Annotated in this window: 14 protein-coding genes; 6 read left to right on the top strand and 8 right to left on the bottom strand. The window is 67.0% G+C overall.

What is annotated here, in order from left to right:
- Positions 1-516: 516 nt before the first annotated feature.
- Entirely contained in the window at positions 517-3,312 is a 2,796-nt protein-coding gene (locus ACQP2D_RS31865) for a LuxR C-terminal-related transcriptional regulator (protein WP_433679610.1), read from the bottom strand.
- A 163-nt stretch (positions 3,313-3,475) separates the two neighbouring features.
- On the opposite strand from ACQP2D_RS31865, the gene ACQP2D_RS31860 reads away from it, so the two are divergent.
- The 6 genes from ACQP2D_RS31860 to ACQP2D_RS31835 all read left to right on the top strand — a co-directional run bounded on the left by ACQP2D_RS31860 (position 3,476) and on the right by ACQP2D_RS31835 (position 7,442).
- Positions 3,476-3,832 (top strand): VOC family protein, encoded by a 357-nt coding sequence (locus ACQP2D_RS31860; RefSeq protein ID WP_433679609.1) that lies wholly within the window; start codon positions 3,476-3,478, stop codon positions 3,830-3,832.
- A 62-nt stretch (positions 3,833-3,894) separates the two neighbouring features.
- A complete protein-coding gene (locus tag ACQP2D_RS31855; protein ID WP_433679608.1) occupies positions 3,895-4,353 on the top strand; it encodes an iron chaperone in 459 nt (152 codons plus the stop codon).
- Between the two features lie 164 nt (positions 4,354-4,517).
- On the top strand, positions 4,518-4,772 hold the full coding sequence (locus ACQP2D_RS31850; RefSeq protein ID WP_433679607.1) for a hypothetical protein: 255 nt from the start codon (positions 4,518-4,520) through the stop codon (positions 4,770-4,772).
- A 51-nt stretch (positions 4,773-4,823) separates the two neighbouring features.
- On the top strand, positions 4,824-4,994 hold the full coding sequence (locus ACQP2D_RS31845) for a hypothetical protein (RefSeq protein ID WP_433679606.1): 171 nt from the start codon (positions 4,824-4,826) through the stop codon (positions 4,992-4,994).
- Positions 4,995-5,042: 48 nt separating this feature from the next.
- A protein-coding gene (locus ACQP2D_RS31840) for an IS3 family transposase (protein ID WP_433677954.1) occupies positions 5,043-6,301 on the top strand; the annotation gives its coding sequence in 2 pieces (ribosomal slippage) (positions 5,043-5,316 and positions 5,316-6,301; 1,260 coding nt in all).
- A gap of 301 nt (positions 6,302-6,602) precedes the next feature.
- Positions 6,603-7,442: a tyrosine-protein phosphatase gene (locus tag ACQP2D_RS31835; protein ID WP_433679605.1), complete on the top strand. Its 840-nt coding sequence runs from the start codon at positions 6,603-6,605 to the stop codon at positions 7,440-7,442.
- Positions 7,443-7,780: 338 nt separating this feature from the next.
- Here ACQP2D_RS31835 and ACQP2D_RS31830 read toward each other — a convergent pair whose 3' ends face one another.
- The 7 genes from ACQP2D_RS31830 to sucB form a co-directional block, all read right to left on the bottom strand.
- The gene (locus ACQP2D_RS31830) at positions 7,781-8,317 is read right to left on the bottom strand and encodes a hypothetical protein (protein WP_433679604.1); all 537 of its coding nucleotides are present in this window, start codon (positions 8,315-8,317) and stop codon (positions 7,781-7,783) included.
- A 43-nt stretch (positions 8,318-8,360) separates the two neighbouring features.
- Positions 8,361-10,568, bottom strand: coding sequence for an elongation factor G-like protein EF-G2 (locus tag ACQP2D_RS31825; RefSeq protein ID WP_433679603.1), 2,208 nt, complete (start codon positions 10,566-10,568; stop codon positions 8,361-8,363).
- A gap of 574 nt (positions 10,569-11,142) precedes the next feature.
- Complete coding sequence (lipA, locus tag ACQP2D_RS31820) at positions 11,143-12,159, bottom strand: lipoyl synthase (RefSeq protein ID WP_433679602.1); 1,017 nt, start codon at positions 12,157-12,159, stop codon at positions 11,143-11,145.
- 88 nt (positions 12,160-12,247) lie between these two features.
- A complete protein-coding gene (gene lipB / locus ACQP2D_RS31815; protein ID WP_433679601.1) occupies positions 12,248-12,982 on the bottom strand; it encodes a lipoyl(octanoyl) transferase LipB in 735 nt (244 codons plus the stop codon).
- A 220-nt stretch (positions 12,983-13,202) separates the two neighbouring features.
- The gene (locus ACQP2D_RS31810; RefSeq protein ID WP_433679600.1) at positions 13,203-13,736 is read right to left on the bottom strand and encodes an N-acetyltransferase family protein; all 534 of its coding nucleotides are present in this window, start codon (positions 13,734-13,736) and stop codon (positions 13,203-13,205) included.
- Between the two features lie 167 nt (positions 13,737-13,903).
- Positions 13,904-14,809: a TIGR01777 family oxidoreductase gene (locus ACQP2D_RS31805; RefSeq protein WP_433679599.1), complete on the bottom strand. Its 906-nt coding sequence runs from the start codon at positions 14,807-14,809 to the stop codon at positions 13,904-13,906.
- Positions 14,810-14,830: 21 nt separating this feature from the next.
- A complete protein-coding gene (gene sucB / locus ACQP2D_RS31800; protein ID WP_433679598.1) occupies positions 14,831-16,633 on the bottom strand; it encodes a 2-oxoglutarate dehydrogenase, E2 component, dihydrolipoamide succinyltransferase in 1,803 nt (600 codons plus the stop codon).
- Positions 16,634-16,639: the final 6 nt, after the last annotated feature.

The following is a 16,639-nucleotide window of genomic DNA, read 5'->3' as shown; positions in this document are numbered from 1 at the left end:
CTCAGCGACCTCTGGCTGTCCCGGTGGATCCAGCCCCAAGGGCCGCGGCGTAGATATGCGGTCCGCATCCCGACGTGCTCGGCCGGAGCCACGTCGTTGTCGATCCGATCGCCGACATAAACGCGCAATGTCGCCGACAGCTTCGACACCTCCTACCCGGCCCAACTGAAGGCGGTCACCCCGGACGGGCCTCGAAGTGACCGATACACAGTCGAATCCGCTGATCGCCCAGCGTGAGGATCAATGCAGAATAGTGGCCAAATCAAGTTCTTGGAGCGAGGAGTTGGCGAAGGATTCCGGATGCGAGCGTCCAATTCGATCGGTGTACTTGCTGTGGGTTGAGGTGCTGTCCGGCAGTCGGTTTCGAGTGTCTTACGTCAACGGGCGTCGATCGGTACGTCGATGGCCCTGCCGGGTGAGCCATCTCATCGAACGCTCAGCAGTTCCGCAAACGGCGCGGAGAGCGAGAGCTATTGCGGCGCAAAGCGTCCTGATGTGTACGGGTTCACGCAATCGCTACGGCGTCGGCGCGGTGAGGCCGAGGTTCGTGAGGGCGGCCGCGGCGGAGTGGTCGCCCATGAGGCTCAGGGTTCGGGCTCGCTGGTAGGGGCAATGGGCGGATTCGAAGGCAGTCGCGGTGGCGGGTAGGCGTTCGGGGGCGTTGTCGAGCAGGGCGGCGGCTCGGTCGACCAGGGCGGTGGCGATCGGGTTGCCGGACACTGCGGTTCGAGCCGTGGTGAGGTAGTCGCGGGCGTTCGGATAAGCGGCGCGGACGGCTGCTTCGGCACGGAGTGCGAGGTACCAGTGGCGCCAGATCCAGATGACCTGCACGTCCATCTGGTCGGGATCGGCCGAGAGGCCCGCGAGGGCACCGTCGGGTTGTCCGTGGTGGAGCAGGACGATGGCATCGAATACGGCGCTGTAGGCGGCCTTCTGGTCGGGCGCCACACCGAGGTCGTCGACGATGGCCAGCCATTCGGCTCGCGCGTCGTCGTCACCGCGCAGGCCGTGGATCATGGCCACCGCTGCCGCCGCCATACCGAGATTGGGTGCGTGCAGGCGACCCGAGAGCTGCCACGCGTCGAGGAATCGCCTACTGCCGGCGAGTACGTTGTCGGCATTTCCAGCGAGCGCATCCGCCACCAACAGCCGGGAGGTGGCGAAGTCACCGCGTTCGGCCAGCAAGGGCAGGTCGCGAAGTTGTTCGGCCCAACGGCGGGCCCCAGCCAGGTCTCCCACGCCGATACAGGTATCGGACGCCTCGGCGAGCGCGTTGACCCGTTCGAGCGCGCTGGCCGGTGTCACCGGAATCGCGGCGAGCAACTCGACTCGCCGCTGGGTCGTCGCCGCGGTGGCGAAGGTATCGCCCGCCCAGCACTGGGCCGCGGCGAGCGCGTCGAGGGCCGCGCTCTCGGCCAGCGGATCGCCGGTTCGGTAGGCCAGGTCGACCGCCCGCTCGGCGAGCGTAATCGGCTCGGTCACACGAGATTCCGGCGCGGAATCGGCAGTCTCGGCGAGCACTCCGCACTCGGCCAGGGCGACCGCGGCCAAGGCGGCCGAGTCGTCGTCGGCCAACTCGCGCGCCTCGGACAGCAGCGCCGCGGCCGCATTCGACGGTGGCGGTTCGGCGAAGGCCTCGGACATCCGGAACACGGTGATAGCGGCCGTCGCCAGGTCGCGGGCGGCCCTGGCGGTATCGCCGGCGCTGCGTGCGGTGTCTGCGGCGCTGCGGTAGAGGCGGTACATGTCCGCACCGCGCATCCGGCATCCGGCGACCTCGGCGGCGTGCCGCAGCGCCGATGCGGCGGCGAGCGGGTCATCGGCTAGCGCTGCCGCCTGCTCGTACCGCTGCTGGGACTCGCCGACCAGATTTCGAGTGAAGGTCAGTCGAGCCAGGGACAAGGCCAGATCGTGTGCATCGGCACGAAATTCGGATTGTTCGGCCGCCCAGGCCAGGGCTGCCCGGATATCGTCGACGGCCGCGTCGAATTGGGTGCGCCAGTCGGTGACGGTCGGCAGGTCCCCGGTCAGCGCCGCGGCGGTCTTCGAGCACCAATGCAGGTGGCGCGCAAGCGCTTCGGACAGCTCGCCGGTGTCGAGGAGTTGCTCCATCTCGTACTGGCGGATCGTCTCCAAGGCCCGGTAGCGGGTGCCGCCCGCGGACGGCGCGGCGGTGAGCAGGCTCTGCTCGGCGAGCCGGGCCAGACCGTCGGCGACCGCGTTCGGTGCCAGCGGCGGATACCCGGCCACCTCGGCGGCGTCGGCGGCGGTGAACGGTGCGACGAAGACCGAGATGCGTCGGAGCAGGCACCGGTCCGAGGTGGTCAGCAGGGCCTGGCTCCAGTCGAGCATGGCCCGCACGGACCGGTGCCGGTCGTCGGCACGGCGTCCGCCGACCAGGAGCCGCAGCGGGTCGGCGAGACTCGCGGTGAGACCGTCGAGGCCGAGGGTGGGCAGCCGGGCAGCCGCGAGCTCGATCGGCAGCGCCAGACCGTCGAGCCGCTGGCAGACCTCGGTGACCTGATCCAATTGCTCCGGTTCGACGGGCCAGCCCAGGGCGGCGGCTCGATCCAGGAACAACGCCACGGCATCCGCGGCGGCGGCATCGTCGCCGAGAGACAGCGCTGGCACCGCATAGACCTGCTCGAAGGGCACCATGAGCCGAGCCCGGCTGGTCGCCAGTACGGTCACGCGCGGGCAGTGCGCGAGCAGGCGCTCGATGAACGGTGCCGCGCCCTCGCGCAGGTGCTCACAGTTGTCCAGGACGAGCAGGGTGTGGCGATCGGCGAGGGTGGTCAGCACCGAGTCGTCGAGGCTGCGGCCCTGTTGTTCGCCGAGACCGAGCGCACGGGCCACCGCGGATCCGGTCATCGCTGGATCGGTCACCGGAACCAGGTCGACGAACCATGCGCCGTCGGCGAATTCACCGGCCAGATCCGCGGCAACGGCCAAGGCCAGCCGGGTTTTGCCGACACCGCCGGGGCCCAGTGCGGTCACGTGGCGCTGCGCTGCGACGGCCTGACGCAGTGCGGCCCGCTCCCGGGTCCGGCCGACGAACGATGTCAATGGCGAGGGGAGGACGGCCACCGCCTCGCTCCGCTCGGCCCGGGTGAGCTCGGCCGCGCGCTGGGCGAGCGCCCGCCGGTCGGGGACGCCGACCTTGCGCAGCAGCGAGGACACATGGGTCTCCACGGTGCGCACCGAAATGTACAGCTGCGCGCCGATCTCGGCATTGCTGCGATGTTGCCCGATCAGGGTCAGGACTTCGGCCTCGCGGTCGGAGATCCCGGCAGCCACCTTCTGCTTTGACACGTCCCCATTCTCACGCACCGGTCCCGTAGCTCGTGCGGGCACCGACCCGTGCTCACTCAGTGGTGCTTTCCGTGTTCGGCACGGATGGCACGCCTGCCAGCGCTGCCTACCGTAATTCTCATCGCCGCAAGACGATCCGGACCACATCGCAGAAGGAGTACTCATGACCGCCGCCTCGGCCGGAGGAATCAAGACCGTCCTGCATCCCGTCTCCGACCTGGCGACGGCCAAGGAGGTCTACGCCGCCCTGATCGGTGCACCGCCGCAGATCGACGGAACTTACTACGTCGGTTTCGACGTCGCGGGTCAGCACATCGGGCTGGTGCCGGGCGGTGGACCGCAGGGCATGACCGCACCGGTGGCGTACTGGCACGTGCCCGATATCGAGGCGAAGCTGGCCGAGGTCACCGCCGCGGGCGCCACCGTGCGGGAGCCCGTGCGCGATGTCGGTGAAGGTCGCCTGGTCGCCACCGTCACCGATCCCGACGGCAACGTCCTGGGGCTGCTGCAGGACCGGTGAGCCCCCACCAACGTTCTTCGCCGAACCGACATCACGATCAACACCACAACGGAGGAACCGCAATGGCCACCACCCGCACCACGAAGAACAAATCCACGGTGGGCTTCTCGGAAGAAGAGCGCGCCGCGATGAAGGAGCACGCTCAGGAGCTCAAGACGGCCACACGCCGCGGCGCCCGCGCAACCAAGGCGGACGGCGAGGCCGATGTGCTCGCGAAGATCGCCGAAATGGCGGATTCGGATCGGGTCATGGCCGAACGGATCCACGCCATCGTCAAGGCCAACGCACCCGAACTCAGCCCGAAGCTCTGGTACGGCATGCCCTCCTACGCCAGGGACGGCAAGGTCGTCTGCTTCTTCCAGACGGCGGAGAAGTTCAAGGCGCGGTACGCCACCTTCGGCTTCAACGACTCGGCGAGCCTCGACGACGGCGCCATGTGGCCGACCGCCTTCGCTCTCACCACATTGACCGCCGCCGATGAGACCCGGATCGGGGAACTCGTCAAGAAAGCGGCGAGCTGAAAACCACGGCCTGCCACCGCATCTGGTGGCAGGCCGTCCGGTGCTATTCGAACCACCTGATCAGCCGTCGAGGAGAGATCCTTCGCCTCGCCGACCAACCGTCCCGCAACGACCATGGCTGGGATACTTCTGCGGTGGATGAGGCAAGGGCCTGGGCGAGTGCGGTGGACTTCGCCCACTCAGCCAATGGCTCGTTCATACCAATCGCCGCCGACAGGGGAGCCTGGACTCAGCGCTACGAACACGGTGTCCCCGTCACCGATCTGCTCCCCATCACGTCGAACGGCACGACCGGGACGACCGTCCACTTCCGCCCGGATCGCAACTTGCCGGCGATGGATGGTTCGGAGGCCGAAGAACTGATGCGGTTGAATTCGCAACGGCGGCACCGATCCGTCGACATCGCCAACGCACGCTGAGGAGCACTGCATGGAATTCGAAGCCCGGGGTCGAAAGCTGCCTTATTTCAAATGACCTGGTCCGAAGACGAGTACGTGCGAAACCTGCGGGATGCGCGGCGCGACTACGCGTGGTTGATGCGGCGGTATGGCGGGCGCACGTGGCAGGAGGCTGATGCGGAGGCGCGGGAGGCGTATCCGTACGAGTCGAGTGATCGGCCGTTTCGCGGAATCGAATTCTGAACCGCCCCGATCTTCTTGCCGCTTCCTTCCTTGAGGAGGATGTTGGCCATGCCCAAGCAGTATCCGATCGAGCAGCGTGAGCGTGCGGTGAAGATGGTGCTGGACCGACTCGACGGTTATCCGTCGGTGTATGCCGCCTGCCAAGCGCTCGCCGTGAAACTTGGAGTCCATGCTGAAACGCTGCGGGTGTGGGTGAAGCAGGCACAGGTCGATACCGGGAAGGCGCCCGGAGTGACGACCGCTGAGCAGGCGCGGATCAAGGAACTCGAACGGGAGAACCGAGATCTGAAGGAGGCCAACGAGATTCTGAAAGCGGCCTCGATTTTCTTCGCGCGGGAGCTCGACCCGCGACGCCGTTGATCTGCCAGTTCATCGATACCGAACGTGCAAAGGGGCACCGGGTCGAGTCGATTCTGGGTGTACTGCGAGAGCAGGGCATGCAGATCGCCGGGCGCACGTACCGGAACTGGAAAACCACCGGACCGTCGGCGCGGACGGTCACCGACGCGCATCTCACCGATGCGTTACGGGCTACCTCGGGCACGCCGGAGGGCATGTACGGCAGCCGCAAGATGGCCCGGCATCTGCGTCGCCAGGGCCATGAGGTATCGGTGGACACCATCGGGCGGCTCATGCGCGATGAAGGCATGTCCGGTGTGGTCCGCGGCGGCAGAGTCCGGACCACGATCGCTGGGAAGGGCCACGATCATCGCCGTGCACCGGACCTACTCGACCGCGACTTCACTGCCGTCGAGCCAAATCGCAAGTGGGTCACCGACTTTACCTACGTGCCTACCTGGCTGGGGTTCGTCTACGTGGCGTTCGTGATCGACTGTTTCTCCCGCGCGATCTTGGGCTGGCACGCGGCCACGGTCAAGGACACCGCGATGGTCACCAGCGCGCTGCGGATGGCGTTGTGGCGACGCGATCACGACGGCCACGCTGTCGCTGACGGTCTGATCCACCACAGCGACGCCGGATCCCAATACACGGCTATCTCGTTCGCTGACACCCTTGCGGCCGAAGGGATTTCAGCGTCGATAGGCAGTATCGGCGATGCCTACGACAACGCACTGTCCGAATCGACGATCGGGCTCTACAAGACCGAAGCCCTCGCCAAGGACAGCCCGTTCCTCACCGGGCCGCTACGTTCGCTCGACGACGTCGAGTTCGCGACGATGGAATGGGTCGACTGGTACAACAATCGGAGGTTGCACAGCCTGATCGGGTATCTCCCACCCGCCGAATACGAAGCCCTCTACTACGCTCAACAACAGCCATCCCAGCCGGTGATGACTCAACCATGAAGCCGGCAAGAAACTCGGGGCGGTTCATTCCATGATGACGCTTGGCATTGGGCGATGTTGGCGATTCATGGCGCCATGTACTGGCGCGAGCGCCCGGAGCTATTGGAGCCGTCTGCTGAGTATCTGAGGAGCCAAGGGGAGTAGCGGAAGTCTCGGTGGGCGGTATGCGGGTCTCGGTGAGCGGGGTAGTAGCGGCGGGATCGATGGGAAAGTCAGCAGGGGGCCGGAGACGGCTCTACTGTCCCGCGCCATGAAGAATTCAGTAATTGCTCTAATTGGTTCTGTCCTAGCGACATTCGCGTTGACGGCCACCGGCGCGCCTCCGATGGCGACGGCCGAGCCGACGGTGGAGAGTGTCGCGGCGCGGATCGAGTTGCAGGGCGCGGTCAATGTTCGGGATATCGGCGGATATCGGACGTATGACGGTGCGAAGGTCAAGTCCGGCAAGGCCATTCGATCGGATTCGTTGGAGAAATTGACCGACTCCGATGTGCAGAAGCTCGGTGGATTGAATCTGAAGGCGGTCGTCGATCTGCGGACGCCCGCGGAGGTGCAGTTCATGGGCGCCGATAAGGTGCCCGCCGGGGTGCAGACGGTGGCGCGGCCGATCGATGACACCGGGTTGTTCCAGCAGATGATGGCGGCCATTCAGTCGCGGGACCCGCAGAAGCAGGAGCAGCTGCTGGGCAACGGGAAGGCCGAGGAGATCATGGGCCGCGTCTATACGAGCTTCCTCAGTGCGGATTCGCGCGCGAAGTTCGGGCAGACAATTCGGGATCTGGCTGCCACCGACCGCGCGACGCTGTACCACTGCACCTCGGGTAAGGATCGAACCGGCTGGCTCACATATGTCGTGCTGCGGGCGGTCGGAGTACCGGAATCGACTGCGCGACAGGACTATCTGCTGTCGAATCAATATCGGGCCGCCGCCGATGCCAAGCTGCGCGACCAAGTGAAGCAGGCCGGCCTGATGCAGAATCCCGACCTGCTCATCCCCCTGCAAGAAGTTCGTGACCAGTACCTGGATACCGCGATAGATGCCATGGAACAGGCATACGGCGACTTCGGAAAGTTCCTGACCCAGGGCCTCGGCCTCGATGGCGGCACCCTCGTACAGCTTCGAAAGAACTTGGTCAGCTAGCGAAAACATCTCGGGCCCACCCCATCCCATGGGGTGGGCCCGAACCGCGCCTACTCAAAATCAGCTCACCCTGTCGCGCCCCTCGGACAAGTGATCACCATGCGCTCATGCAGGTAAACAGCGAGAGTGCACCTGCACCACCGCATTCTCGGCGGTTGTGTTGGGGGTTGGGGGTAGGTTTCGAGCGTTGGGCATTCCGCTGACGGGCAAGCCAAACAGTTAGGTGCCGTAGGTAGGCATCGAGAGCGCAGAACCTTTGCGCTGCCGCATATCGAGTTGCGGTCGTGCACAACGTATAGCCTGTGCGAACTCGTCAGTTCCTATGCGGCAGTGAAGGTTCAGATCGGGAGCAGCATGTGGATGAGCTCTGATAGGGAGACGCCGCCGGTGCCGAAGGCTGCTACCAGGGCGTAGGCGATGAGTGCGTCCTCCACGGTGGAGTGGCGAACTGGTGTGGTAGTAGGCGGCGCCCATGCCACGTCGATGTGGTGCGTTCCGGTCAGTGTGAATTCGCCCAGGGCATGGACGCCCTGGTCCTTTTGTCCGAGAACCACTGTGCTGGAGTGCAGGTTTGTCGGCTGGAGCCGCCACATCTCGCCGTCGAGTTCGGCGATTGCTCGGTAGGTCGATCGGCGGTAGAAGAGTCCGTGGCCGACGGTCAATCTGATCGGACGATCGTTGAGCGATGCCCGTAGCCGTTTGGTGTTGCGCGTGCCGATGGGAACGCGCTCGCGAGTGCGTGGGCCGATGCGCTCGATGGTCACCATGGTGGCATCGTCGAATACCGGTGTGGTGATTACTCTTTCATCGGTTCGGGTGATCACGATCTTGCCGAAATGCTCGGTGTCGACAACGAAACGCTCTGGACTGATCAACAGGCTCCTTCGACGGTAACGAAATATCCTGTGGCGCTGGGGATCAGCCCGTCTTCTTGGCCTGCTCGCGAACCGAACCCGCCAACGCATTGGGCATCGGTTCGTGCCGCGCGTACGAGCGGGTGAAGTCACCGGTGCCGTGCGAGAGCGAGCGCAGATCTATGGCGTAGCGGGTGAGTTCGAGTTCGGGCACCTCGGCATGGATGCGCGTGCGACCGGTGCCGTGCGGTTCGGTGCCCAGGACCCGTCCGCGGCGTCCGGATAGATCGCTGAGCACCGGACCGACATAGTCGTCGGTGACCACCACCCATACTTCGGCGATCGGCTCGAGCAGGTCGATGCCCGCGGCGGCGGCGGCCTCACGCAGGGCGAGCGCACCAGCGGTCTGGAATGCGGCATCGGACGAATCGACCGAATGCGCCTTGCCGTCGAAGAGCGTGACGCGCATATCTACCAGCGGGTACCCGGCCGCCACACCGCGCGCGGCCTGGGCGCGCACACCCTTCTCCACCGACGGAATGAATTGCCGCGGAACGACTCCGCCCACCACACGGTCGACGAATTCGATGCCCGACCCGCCCGGCAGCGGCTCCACTTCGATCTCGCAGACCGCGTACTGCCCGTGCCCGCCGGACTGCTTGACGTGCCTGCCCTTGCCGGTTGCCTTGCCCGCGAACGTTTCCCGCAGCGCGACCTTGTGATCGATCACGTCGACCTGCACACCGAACCTGGTACGCAACCGCTCCAGCGCGACATCGCGGTGCGCCTCGCCCAGACACCACAGCACGATCTGATGGGTATCGGGATTCTGTTCCAGCCGCACCGCTGGGTCCTCGGCCGCCAGCCGGGACAGACCGCTGGAGAGTTTGTCCTCATCCGCCTTGCTGCGCGCGCGAATGGCAATGGGCAGCAGGGGATCCGGCATCCGCCAGGGTTCGATCAGCAGCGGCGCGGCGGTGGCGGACAGGGTGTCGCCGGTTTCCGCGCGACTCAGCTTGGTGACGTACGCGATATCACCGGCGATGGCCTGGCCGAGCGGGCGCTGCTGTTTGCCGAACGGCGCGGTGATGGCGCCGATGCGCTCGTCCACGTCATGGCCTGCATGGCCCCGGTCCTCCAGTCCGTGACCGCAGACATGCACCGTATCGTCGGGGTGCAGGGTGCCGGAGAAGACGCGAACCAGCGAGACGCGCCCGACATACGGATCCGACGCCGTGCGGATCACCTCGGCCGCCAGCGCGCCGTCGGGATCGCAGTGCAAGGGGGTCGGTGCGGAACCGTCGGTGCTGGTGATCGCCGAAACCGCGTGCTCGGACGGGGTGGGGAAGCCGCCGATGATCAGCTCCAGCAGTTCGACGGTGCCGAGGCCCTGCTTGGCGCCCTCCGGGGCGGGCGCGGCGAACAGCACGGGGTGGAAGCTGCCCCGGGCGACCGCCCGTTCGAGGTCCGCGACCAGCGCGGCCAGCTCGATCTCCTCGCCGCCGAGATAGCGCTCCATCAAGGTTTCGTCTTCACTCTCGGCGATAATGCCCTCGATGAGCCGGTTGCGCGCCTCCTCGAGCAGCGGCAGCTGATCCGAAGACGGCTCGCACTCGACCTCCTCCCCGGAGGAGTAGTCCGCCACGCAGTGCGGCAGCAGCCCGGCCAGGCCGGTGACCGGGCGGTGCCCGTCCGGCCCCTTCGGCCCGTACACCGGAAGGTGCAGCGGAAGGATATTTTCCGAGGAGCCGCCGCCGAGCACGATGCGACAGGTCTCGGTCATCTCGTCGAAGTCCGCGCGCGCGGTATCGAGATGGGTGATCACGATCGCGCGCGGCATCCCGACCGCCGCGCACTCCTCCCACAGTGCGCGCGTCGCACCGCTCACACCCTCCGCGCCCTCCGCCGCCGAGATGACGAACAGGGCCGCATCCGCCGCCCGCAGACCCGCCCGCAGCTCACCGACGAAATCGGCGTATCCGGGGGTATCCAGCAAGTTGACCTTGATTCCGCGCCACGCCATCGGCACCACCGACAGCTGCACCGATCGGTGCTGGCGATGCTCGATCTCGTCGTAATCCGATAGCGATGTCCCGTCCTCCACCCGGCCCGCGCGATTGACCGCGCCCGCCGTCAGCGCCATCGCCTCTACCAACGTGGTCTTACCCGACCCGCTGTGTCCGACCAGCACCACATTCCGGATGTCCTCCGGCCGCTGCGCCGTCACAGCCTTACCGTTGGTCCCTGCAGACGCACTCGCTTTCTCGACCATGTGTCTCGCTTTCTCGGTCGACACCTACGGTCCTTCGAGCTTCCCACCAGCGGTCGCCTCGCGTGCGCAGATCGGGCGATCCGGTGTGTTCAGGTGCGCGTCGGGTGGCATGCATGCGTGGTTCAGGTCGGGTTCGCCCATGCTCTGTGTCCGGGGGCAGGTGCCGTTTCGGTGCTCGGCGATGCTCATGCCCTCGTCTGGTGCAAGTCGCGGCTCCACCCGCCCCATTCGAGTCGCCAGGTTGCGTCGCCGTTGGCGTGACCGTGGCGGACGCCTGCTACGACCCGTTCGGATTCGTCGGCGATCAGATCGCCGAGTGGAGGCTCACCCGTGTCGAGCCCGATCGGAAGCCCCTGGACGCGTTCGCCGGAAACGACGAGATGGTGCAGGCGTATGCCACACCTGGTCGAGTATCGCCACGGAGCTCACCGATATGAGTGCCGGTCACAACCACGGGTCAGGGCGATTGCCTCCGCTGGCCGGGGAGACTGCCTCTGGCGATCGTCATCGAACGACGCGGTCCTCGCACATTCAGTCGATGGTGTGCGAGGACCCGAGTCGGTTTGTGATCGAGCTAGCTGCTGAAGCGCGCCAGGACGGAACTGGCTTCTTGGGAGGCAGTGCCTTCGGCGGCGAGATGTGCCATGGCGGGGGAGATTTCGCGGCCGTGGTGGGCCATGGCCTGGGCGTACAAGCGGCCGGCGCGGTAGGACGAGCGGACCAGCGGTCCGGCCATGACGCCGGCGAAGCCGATTTCCTCCGCCATCCGGGAGTGCTCGACGAACTCCTCCGGCTTGACCCAGCGGTCGACCGGGTGGTGGCGGGGGGAGGGGCGCAGATACTGGGTGATGGTGAGGATGTCGCAGCCCGCCTCGTGCAGGTCACGCATTGCCTGGGTGACCTCCTCGGGGGTTTCGCCCATGCCGAGGATCAGGTTGGACTTGGTGACCAGGCCGTCTTCGCGGGCCGCGGTGAGTACGGCGAGGGAGCGCTCGTAGCGGAACGCCGGACGGATCCGCTTGAAGATGCGGGGCACCGTCTCCAGATTGTGCGCGAGCACCTCCGGACGCGCGGAGAAGACCTCGGCCAGCTGCTCGGGGACCGCGTTGAAGTCGGGGATGAGCAGTTCGACGCCGGTGTTCGGATTAAAAGCCTTTATGGCACGGACGGTTTCGGCGTAGAGCCAGGCACCGCCGTCCTCGAGATCGTCGCGGGCGACGCCGGTGATGGTGGAGTAGCGCAGGCCCATCGCCTGGACGCTCTCGGCGACCCTGCGCGGCTCGTCCCGATCGAGTGCGGCGGGTTTGCCGGTGTCGATCTGGCAGAAGTCGCAGCGGCGGGTGCACTGCTCGCCACCGATCAGGAAGGTGGCCTCACGGTCTTCCCAGCATTCGAAGATATTGGGACAGCCCGCCTCCTCACACACCGTGTGCAGGCCCTCGCGTTTCACCAGGCCCTTGAGTTCGGTGTACTCGGGGCCCATCTTCGCTCGGGTCCGAATCCATTGAGGCTTGCGCTCGATCGGGGTCTCCGCGTTGCGCGCCTCGATGCGTAGCAGTTTGCGTCCTGCCGGTGCTGAAGCTGAGGTCACTCGATCGACCTTACGCCTGCCGTGCGCGGCCGTCGGATGCAGTCCGTCACTGTCGCGCGCACGGTCGGGCAATGTGACAGCAGCCAACTCATTCGGCGGTCGCGGGCTCCACAACCGGTGCGGCGCGGACGATATCGCGCGCGGTCACCGGGAGTTCGCCATTGAGCGCACGCGTGATCGCATCGGCGACGAGTGGCTTGACTTCGGCCACTGTGACCTCACGACCGAGTTCGCGCGTCAGCGTGGTGACACCGGCGTCGCGGATGCCGCACGGAACGATCGCCTGGAAGCCGTCGAGCGCGGAATTGCAGTTGAGCGAGATGCCGTGCAGTGCGACGCCCTGCTGTACCCGGACGCCGATCTGGGCGACCTTGCGCTCGGAGTAGAGCTCGGTGGCGGCCAGCCAGACCCCGGAGCGGCCCTCGACCCGGCCGCAGTCGAGCCCGAGATCCGTACACACGGTGATCAGAGCCTCTTCGAGCCTGCGCACGTACTGGACCACATCCACCGGCTCGGCCAGCCGCACGATCGGATAGCCGACGAGCTGGCCCGGCCCATGCCAGGTGATCTTGCCGCCGCGATCGACCTGCACCACCGGACTGCCATCGATCGGCAGATCTTCGGCCTCGGTGCGGCGGCCCGCGGTGTAGACCGATGGATGCTCGAGCAGGAGCAGGTGGTCTGCTCCTTGGCCTTGGGCCCGCTGCGCGGCGATCGACCGTTGCAGTTCCCAGGCGCTGTGGTAATCGATGAGTCCGAGATCCTCGACCACGATCGGGGTCGTATCGAATCTGGCGGACCAGGTGGTGCGCGTGTCGTTCACGTCCTTGACGGTACGCCGAGTGTGTCGATTCGATAAACCAACCTGGTGTGGGCGATGCCACAGGGTTGCCAGGTTTGGCATGAGGTGCGATTGTGTGCGCTTTTCCATGAGATGCGGCCCAGGTAGACGGCGGCGTCTCTCGTAAGCAGGGCACCAGACCTGTAAACCGCATGCGACCATTCGATAACTGCGGGCGATCAGGCCCGGGGCGCGGCTTCTGTCAGTCGCCCTCGACCGGCAGTGTCAGTTGCATCAGGGTCAGATCCATCCAGCGGCCGAATTTGCGGCCCACTTCCGGCAGTTCGCCGACCGTGCGGAAGTCGAAGCGCTCGTGCAGTGCGATCGAACCGGTATTGCTGGATTCGATGGCGGCGACCATGGCGTGCACCGTGCCCGTCCGGCGTGCGCGCTCGATCAACTCGCTGAGCAGCGCGCTCGCAATGCCGCGGCGGTGGAAACGATCGGCGACATAGACCGAATTCTCCACGGTGAAGCGGTAGCCCGAGCGGGTCCGCCACGGACCGTAGCTGGCGTAACCGGCGACCTCACCCTCGATTTCGGCGACCAGGATGGGTAATCCGGCGGCCGTGCGCTCGCGGAACCAGGCCAGTCGATCGTCGAGATCGACCTGCTCGTGATCCCAGATGGCGGTGGAGGTGGCGATATTCGCGTTGTGGATGTCGAGGACCTCCGGCAGATCGCCTTCGTGCGCGTCACGAATGACTATGGCAGGCCGGGTTTCTAGCTCGGTCATCGATCTACTCCATTACGGCGCTGGGTCATTGGGAGCGCTGGATCATTGGGAGCGCTGGGTCATTGGGAGCGCTGGGTCATCGGGGCGCTGGATCGTGGGCGCATCGGATCAGCGTGGCCGGTGATTGCGCGGTCGACACCGTGTCGTACCTGTTCCGGCGCCGGGCATCATCGGTCGCCATCGTGCCCGAGGGTGGCCGCGAGCGCGGCACCGATGGTCTGATGCTGGAACGGATAACCCGCTTCCTCCAGCACAGTCGGAATCGCCCGCGGCCCGTGCAGAATCGCCTCGTCGGCGAATTCACCGATCAGCGCGCGCAATGCGAACGCGGGCACCACAAATGGGGTCGGCCGGTGCAGGACGCGGCCGAGCGCGCGATTGAATTCGGCATTGGTGACCGGCGCCGGGCCGACCGCATTGATCGGCCCGGAAATGCCGTCGTTGGTGATCGCGAAGATGATCGCGCCGACCTCGTCGGCCATCGAGATCCACGGCGTGTACTGGCGGCCGTTACCCAGTCGGCCGCCGAGACCGAGCGAGTACAGCGGTTGCAGCATGCCGAGCATGCCGCCGCCGTGGGACAGCACCACGGCACTGCGCAGCAATACCGTGCGCACGCCCGCGTCGACGGCGGGTTTGGTGGCGGCCTCCCAATCCCGGCACAGGGTGGCTAGGAAACCCGTTCCCGCAGGGGCGGTTTCGTCGACCACCCGGTTGCCGGTCGCGCCGCCGTAGTAGTGCACGCCGCTGGCATTCACCAGCACTGGCACGCCCGCGGCGGCGACCGCGTTGGACAGTACGTCGGTCGGGGTGATTCGGCTGTCGCGCAGCTCCTGTTTGTAGCTGCCGTTCCAGCGTCGTCGTCCGATACCCGCCCCGCAGAGGTTGACCACCGCGTCGGCGCCCCGCAGGGCCCGCTCGTCCAGATCGGCGCGAGCGGGATCCCAGCGGTATTCGTCCGGCGCGTTGGGGGAACGGCGTACCAATCGGGCGACGTCGTGCCCGTCGCGGCGCAATGCCGCGACGAGTGCCGTTCCGATCAGCCCGGACGAACCGGCGAGCACCACCTTCATACGGGACAGACGACCTTCCGGTTACAGGCCGAGATCAGCCTCGAACGCCGCTTCCTCGAGCCGGTGCCGGATCGTGGTCAGGAAGCGACCGGCGTCCGCGCCGTCGATGAGGCGGTGATCATAGGTGAGCGGCAGGTAGCACATAGACCGGACGCCGATGGACTCGTTGCCGGTCTCATCGGTGACCACCACCGGACGCTTGACGATCGCACCCGTGCCGAGCATGCCCGCCTGCGGCGGGACCAGGATCGGGGTGTCGAACAGCGCGCCCTGGCTGCCGATGTTGGTAATGGTGAAGGTGCCACCGGCCAGCTCGTCCGGCTTGAGGCCGCCGGTGCGGGCGCGGTTGGCGATATCGGCGATGGCGCGGGCCAGTCCGGCCAGCGACAGGTCGCTGGCGTTGTGGATCACCGGGGAGAGCAGACCCTGCTCGGTGTCGACGGCGATGCCGAGGTGCACCGAGGCGTGGTAGGTGATCTCCTTGGTGGCCTCGTCGTAGCTGGCGTTCACATTCGGGTGCACGCCGAGCGCCTCGACGACCGCCTTGGCGAAGAACGGCAGGAACGTCAGGTTGACGCCTTCGCGGTCCTTGAACGCGGCCTTGGCCTGGCTGCGCAGGGCCGCGATCTTGGTGACATCCGCCTCGTGCACCTGGGTCAGCTGCGCGGTGGTCTGCAGCGATTCCCTGGTCTTGGTCGCGGTGATCTGCCGGATGCGGCTCGCCTTCTGCACGGTGCCGCGCAGATGCGCGAGCTGCGACGGGACGGCGGGCGCGGCAGCCTTCCCGGCCGGTGCGGCGGCCGTGGCAGGGGCGGGTGCGGCGGCGGGGGCCTGCCTGGCCTCCACGGCGGCGAGCACGTCCTGCTTGCGGATGCGCCCACCGACACCGGAACCGGTGATGGTGGCGAGGTTGACGCTGTTCTCCTCGGCCAGCTTGCGAACCAGCGGAGTGACGTACGGGGTCGCGCCGTTGCCGGAGGGTTCCTGAGCTGGAGCGGTCGCGACCGGAGCCGGTGCGGGCTTGGGCGCAGGGGCAGGTGCTGGTGCGGCGGGGGCCGGAGCGGGTGCGGCGGCCGCGGGGGCCGGAGCTGGTGCGGCGGGCTCCGGGGCCGGAGCGGGGGCGGGAGCCGGGGCAGGAGCTGCCGGAGCCGGGGTCGCGGGGGCGGGGGCCGGTGCGGCGGCCGCGGGGGCGCCACTGCCGATCACGCCGAGCTGTCCACCGACGGCGACGACATCGTCTTCCTGCGCGGAGATCTCCAGCAGGGTGCCCGCGACGGGCGAGGGGATCTCGGTGTCGACCTTGTCGGTGGAAACCTCGAGCAGCGGCTCGTCGACGGCGACCTGGTCTCCGACCTGCTTGAGCCAGCGGGTGACGGTGCCCTCGGTGACCGACTCACCGAGTTCCGGCATCTTGACCGGGGTGCCGGACGCGGCGGCGGGGGCGGGTGCGGCAGGAGCCGCGGGCGCGGGTGCGGGGGCCGCGGCGGCGACCGGCGCGGGGGCCGGTTCCGGGGCGGGCGCGGGGGCCGGTGCGGGTGCAGGCGCGGCTGCCGGTGCGGGTGCGGCGGCGGGCGCGGGCGCCTCGCCGGCTTCGCTGATCACACCGAGCTCACCACCGACCTCGACGACATCGTCTTCCTGCGCGACGATCTTCGACAACACACCCGCCGCCGGGGACGGGATCTCGGTGTCGACCTTGTCGGTGGAGACCTCGAGCAGTGGCTCGTCGACCTCGACCGTGTCTCCTTCCTGCTTCAGCCACCTGGTCACCGTTCCCTCGGTGACGCTCTCACCAAGAGCGGGCATCTGGACGGAGAAGGCCATGTCCGT

This window comes from Nocardia sp. CA-119907 (assembly GCF_050955995.1).
GTDB lineage: Bacteria > Actinomycetota > Actinomycetes > Mycobacteriales > Mycobacteriaceae > Nocardia.
The sequence above is the reverse complement of the archived record's forward strand: the minus strand, read 5'-3'. Positions and strand labels throughout refer to the sequence as shown.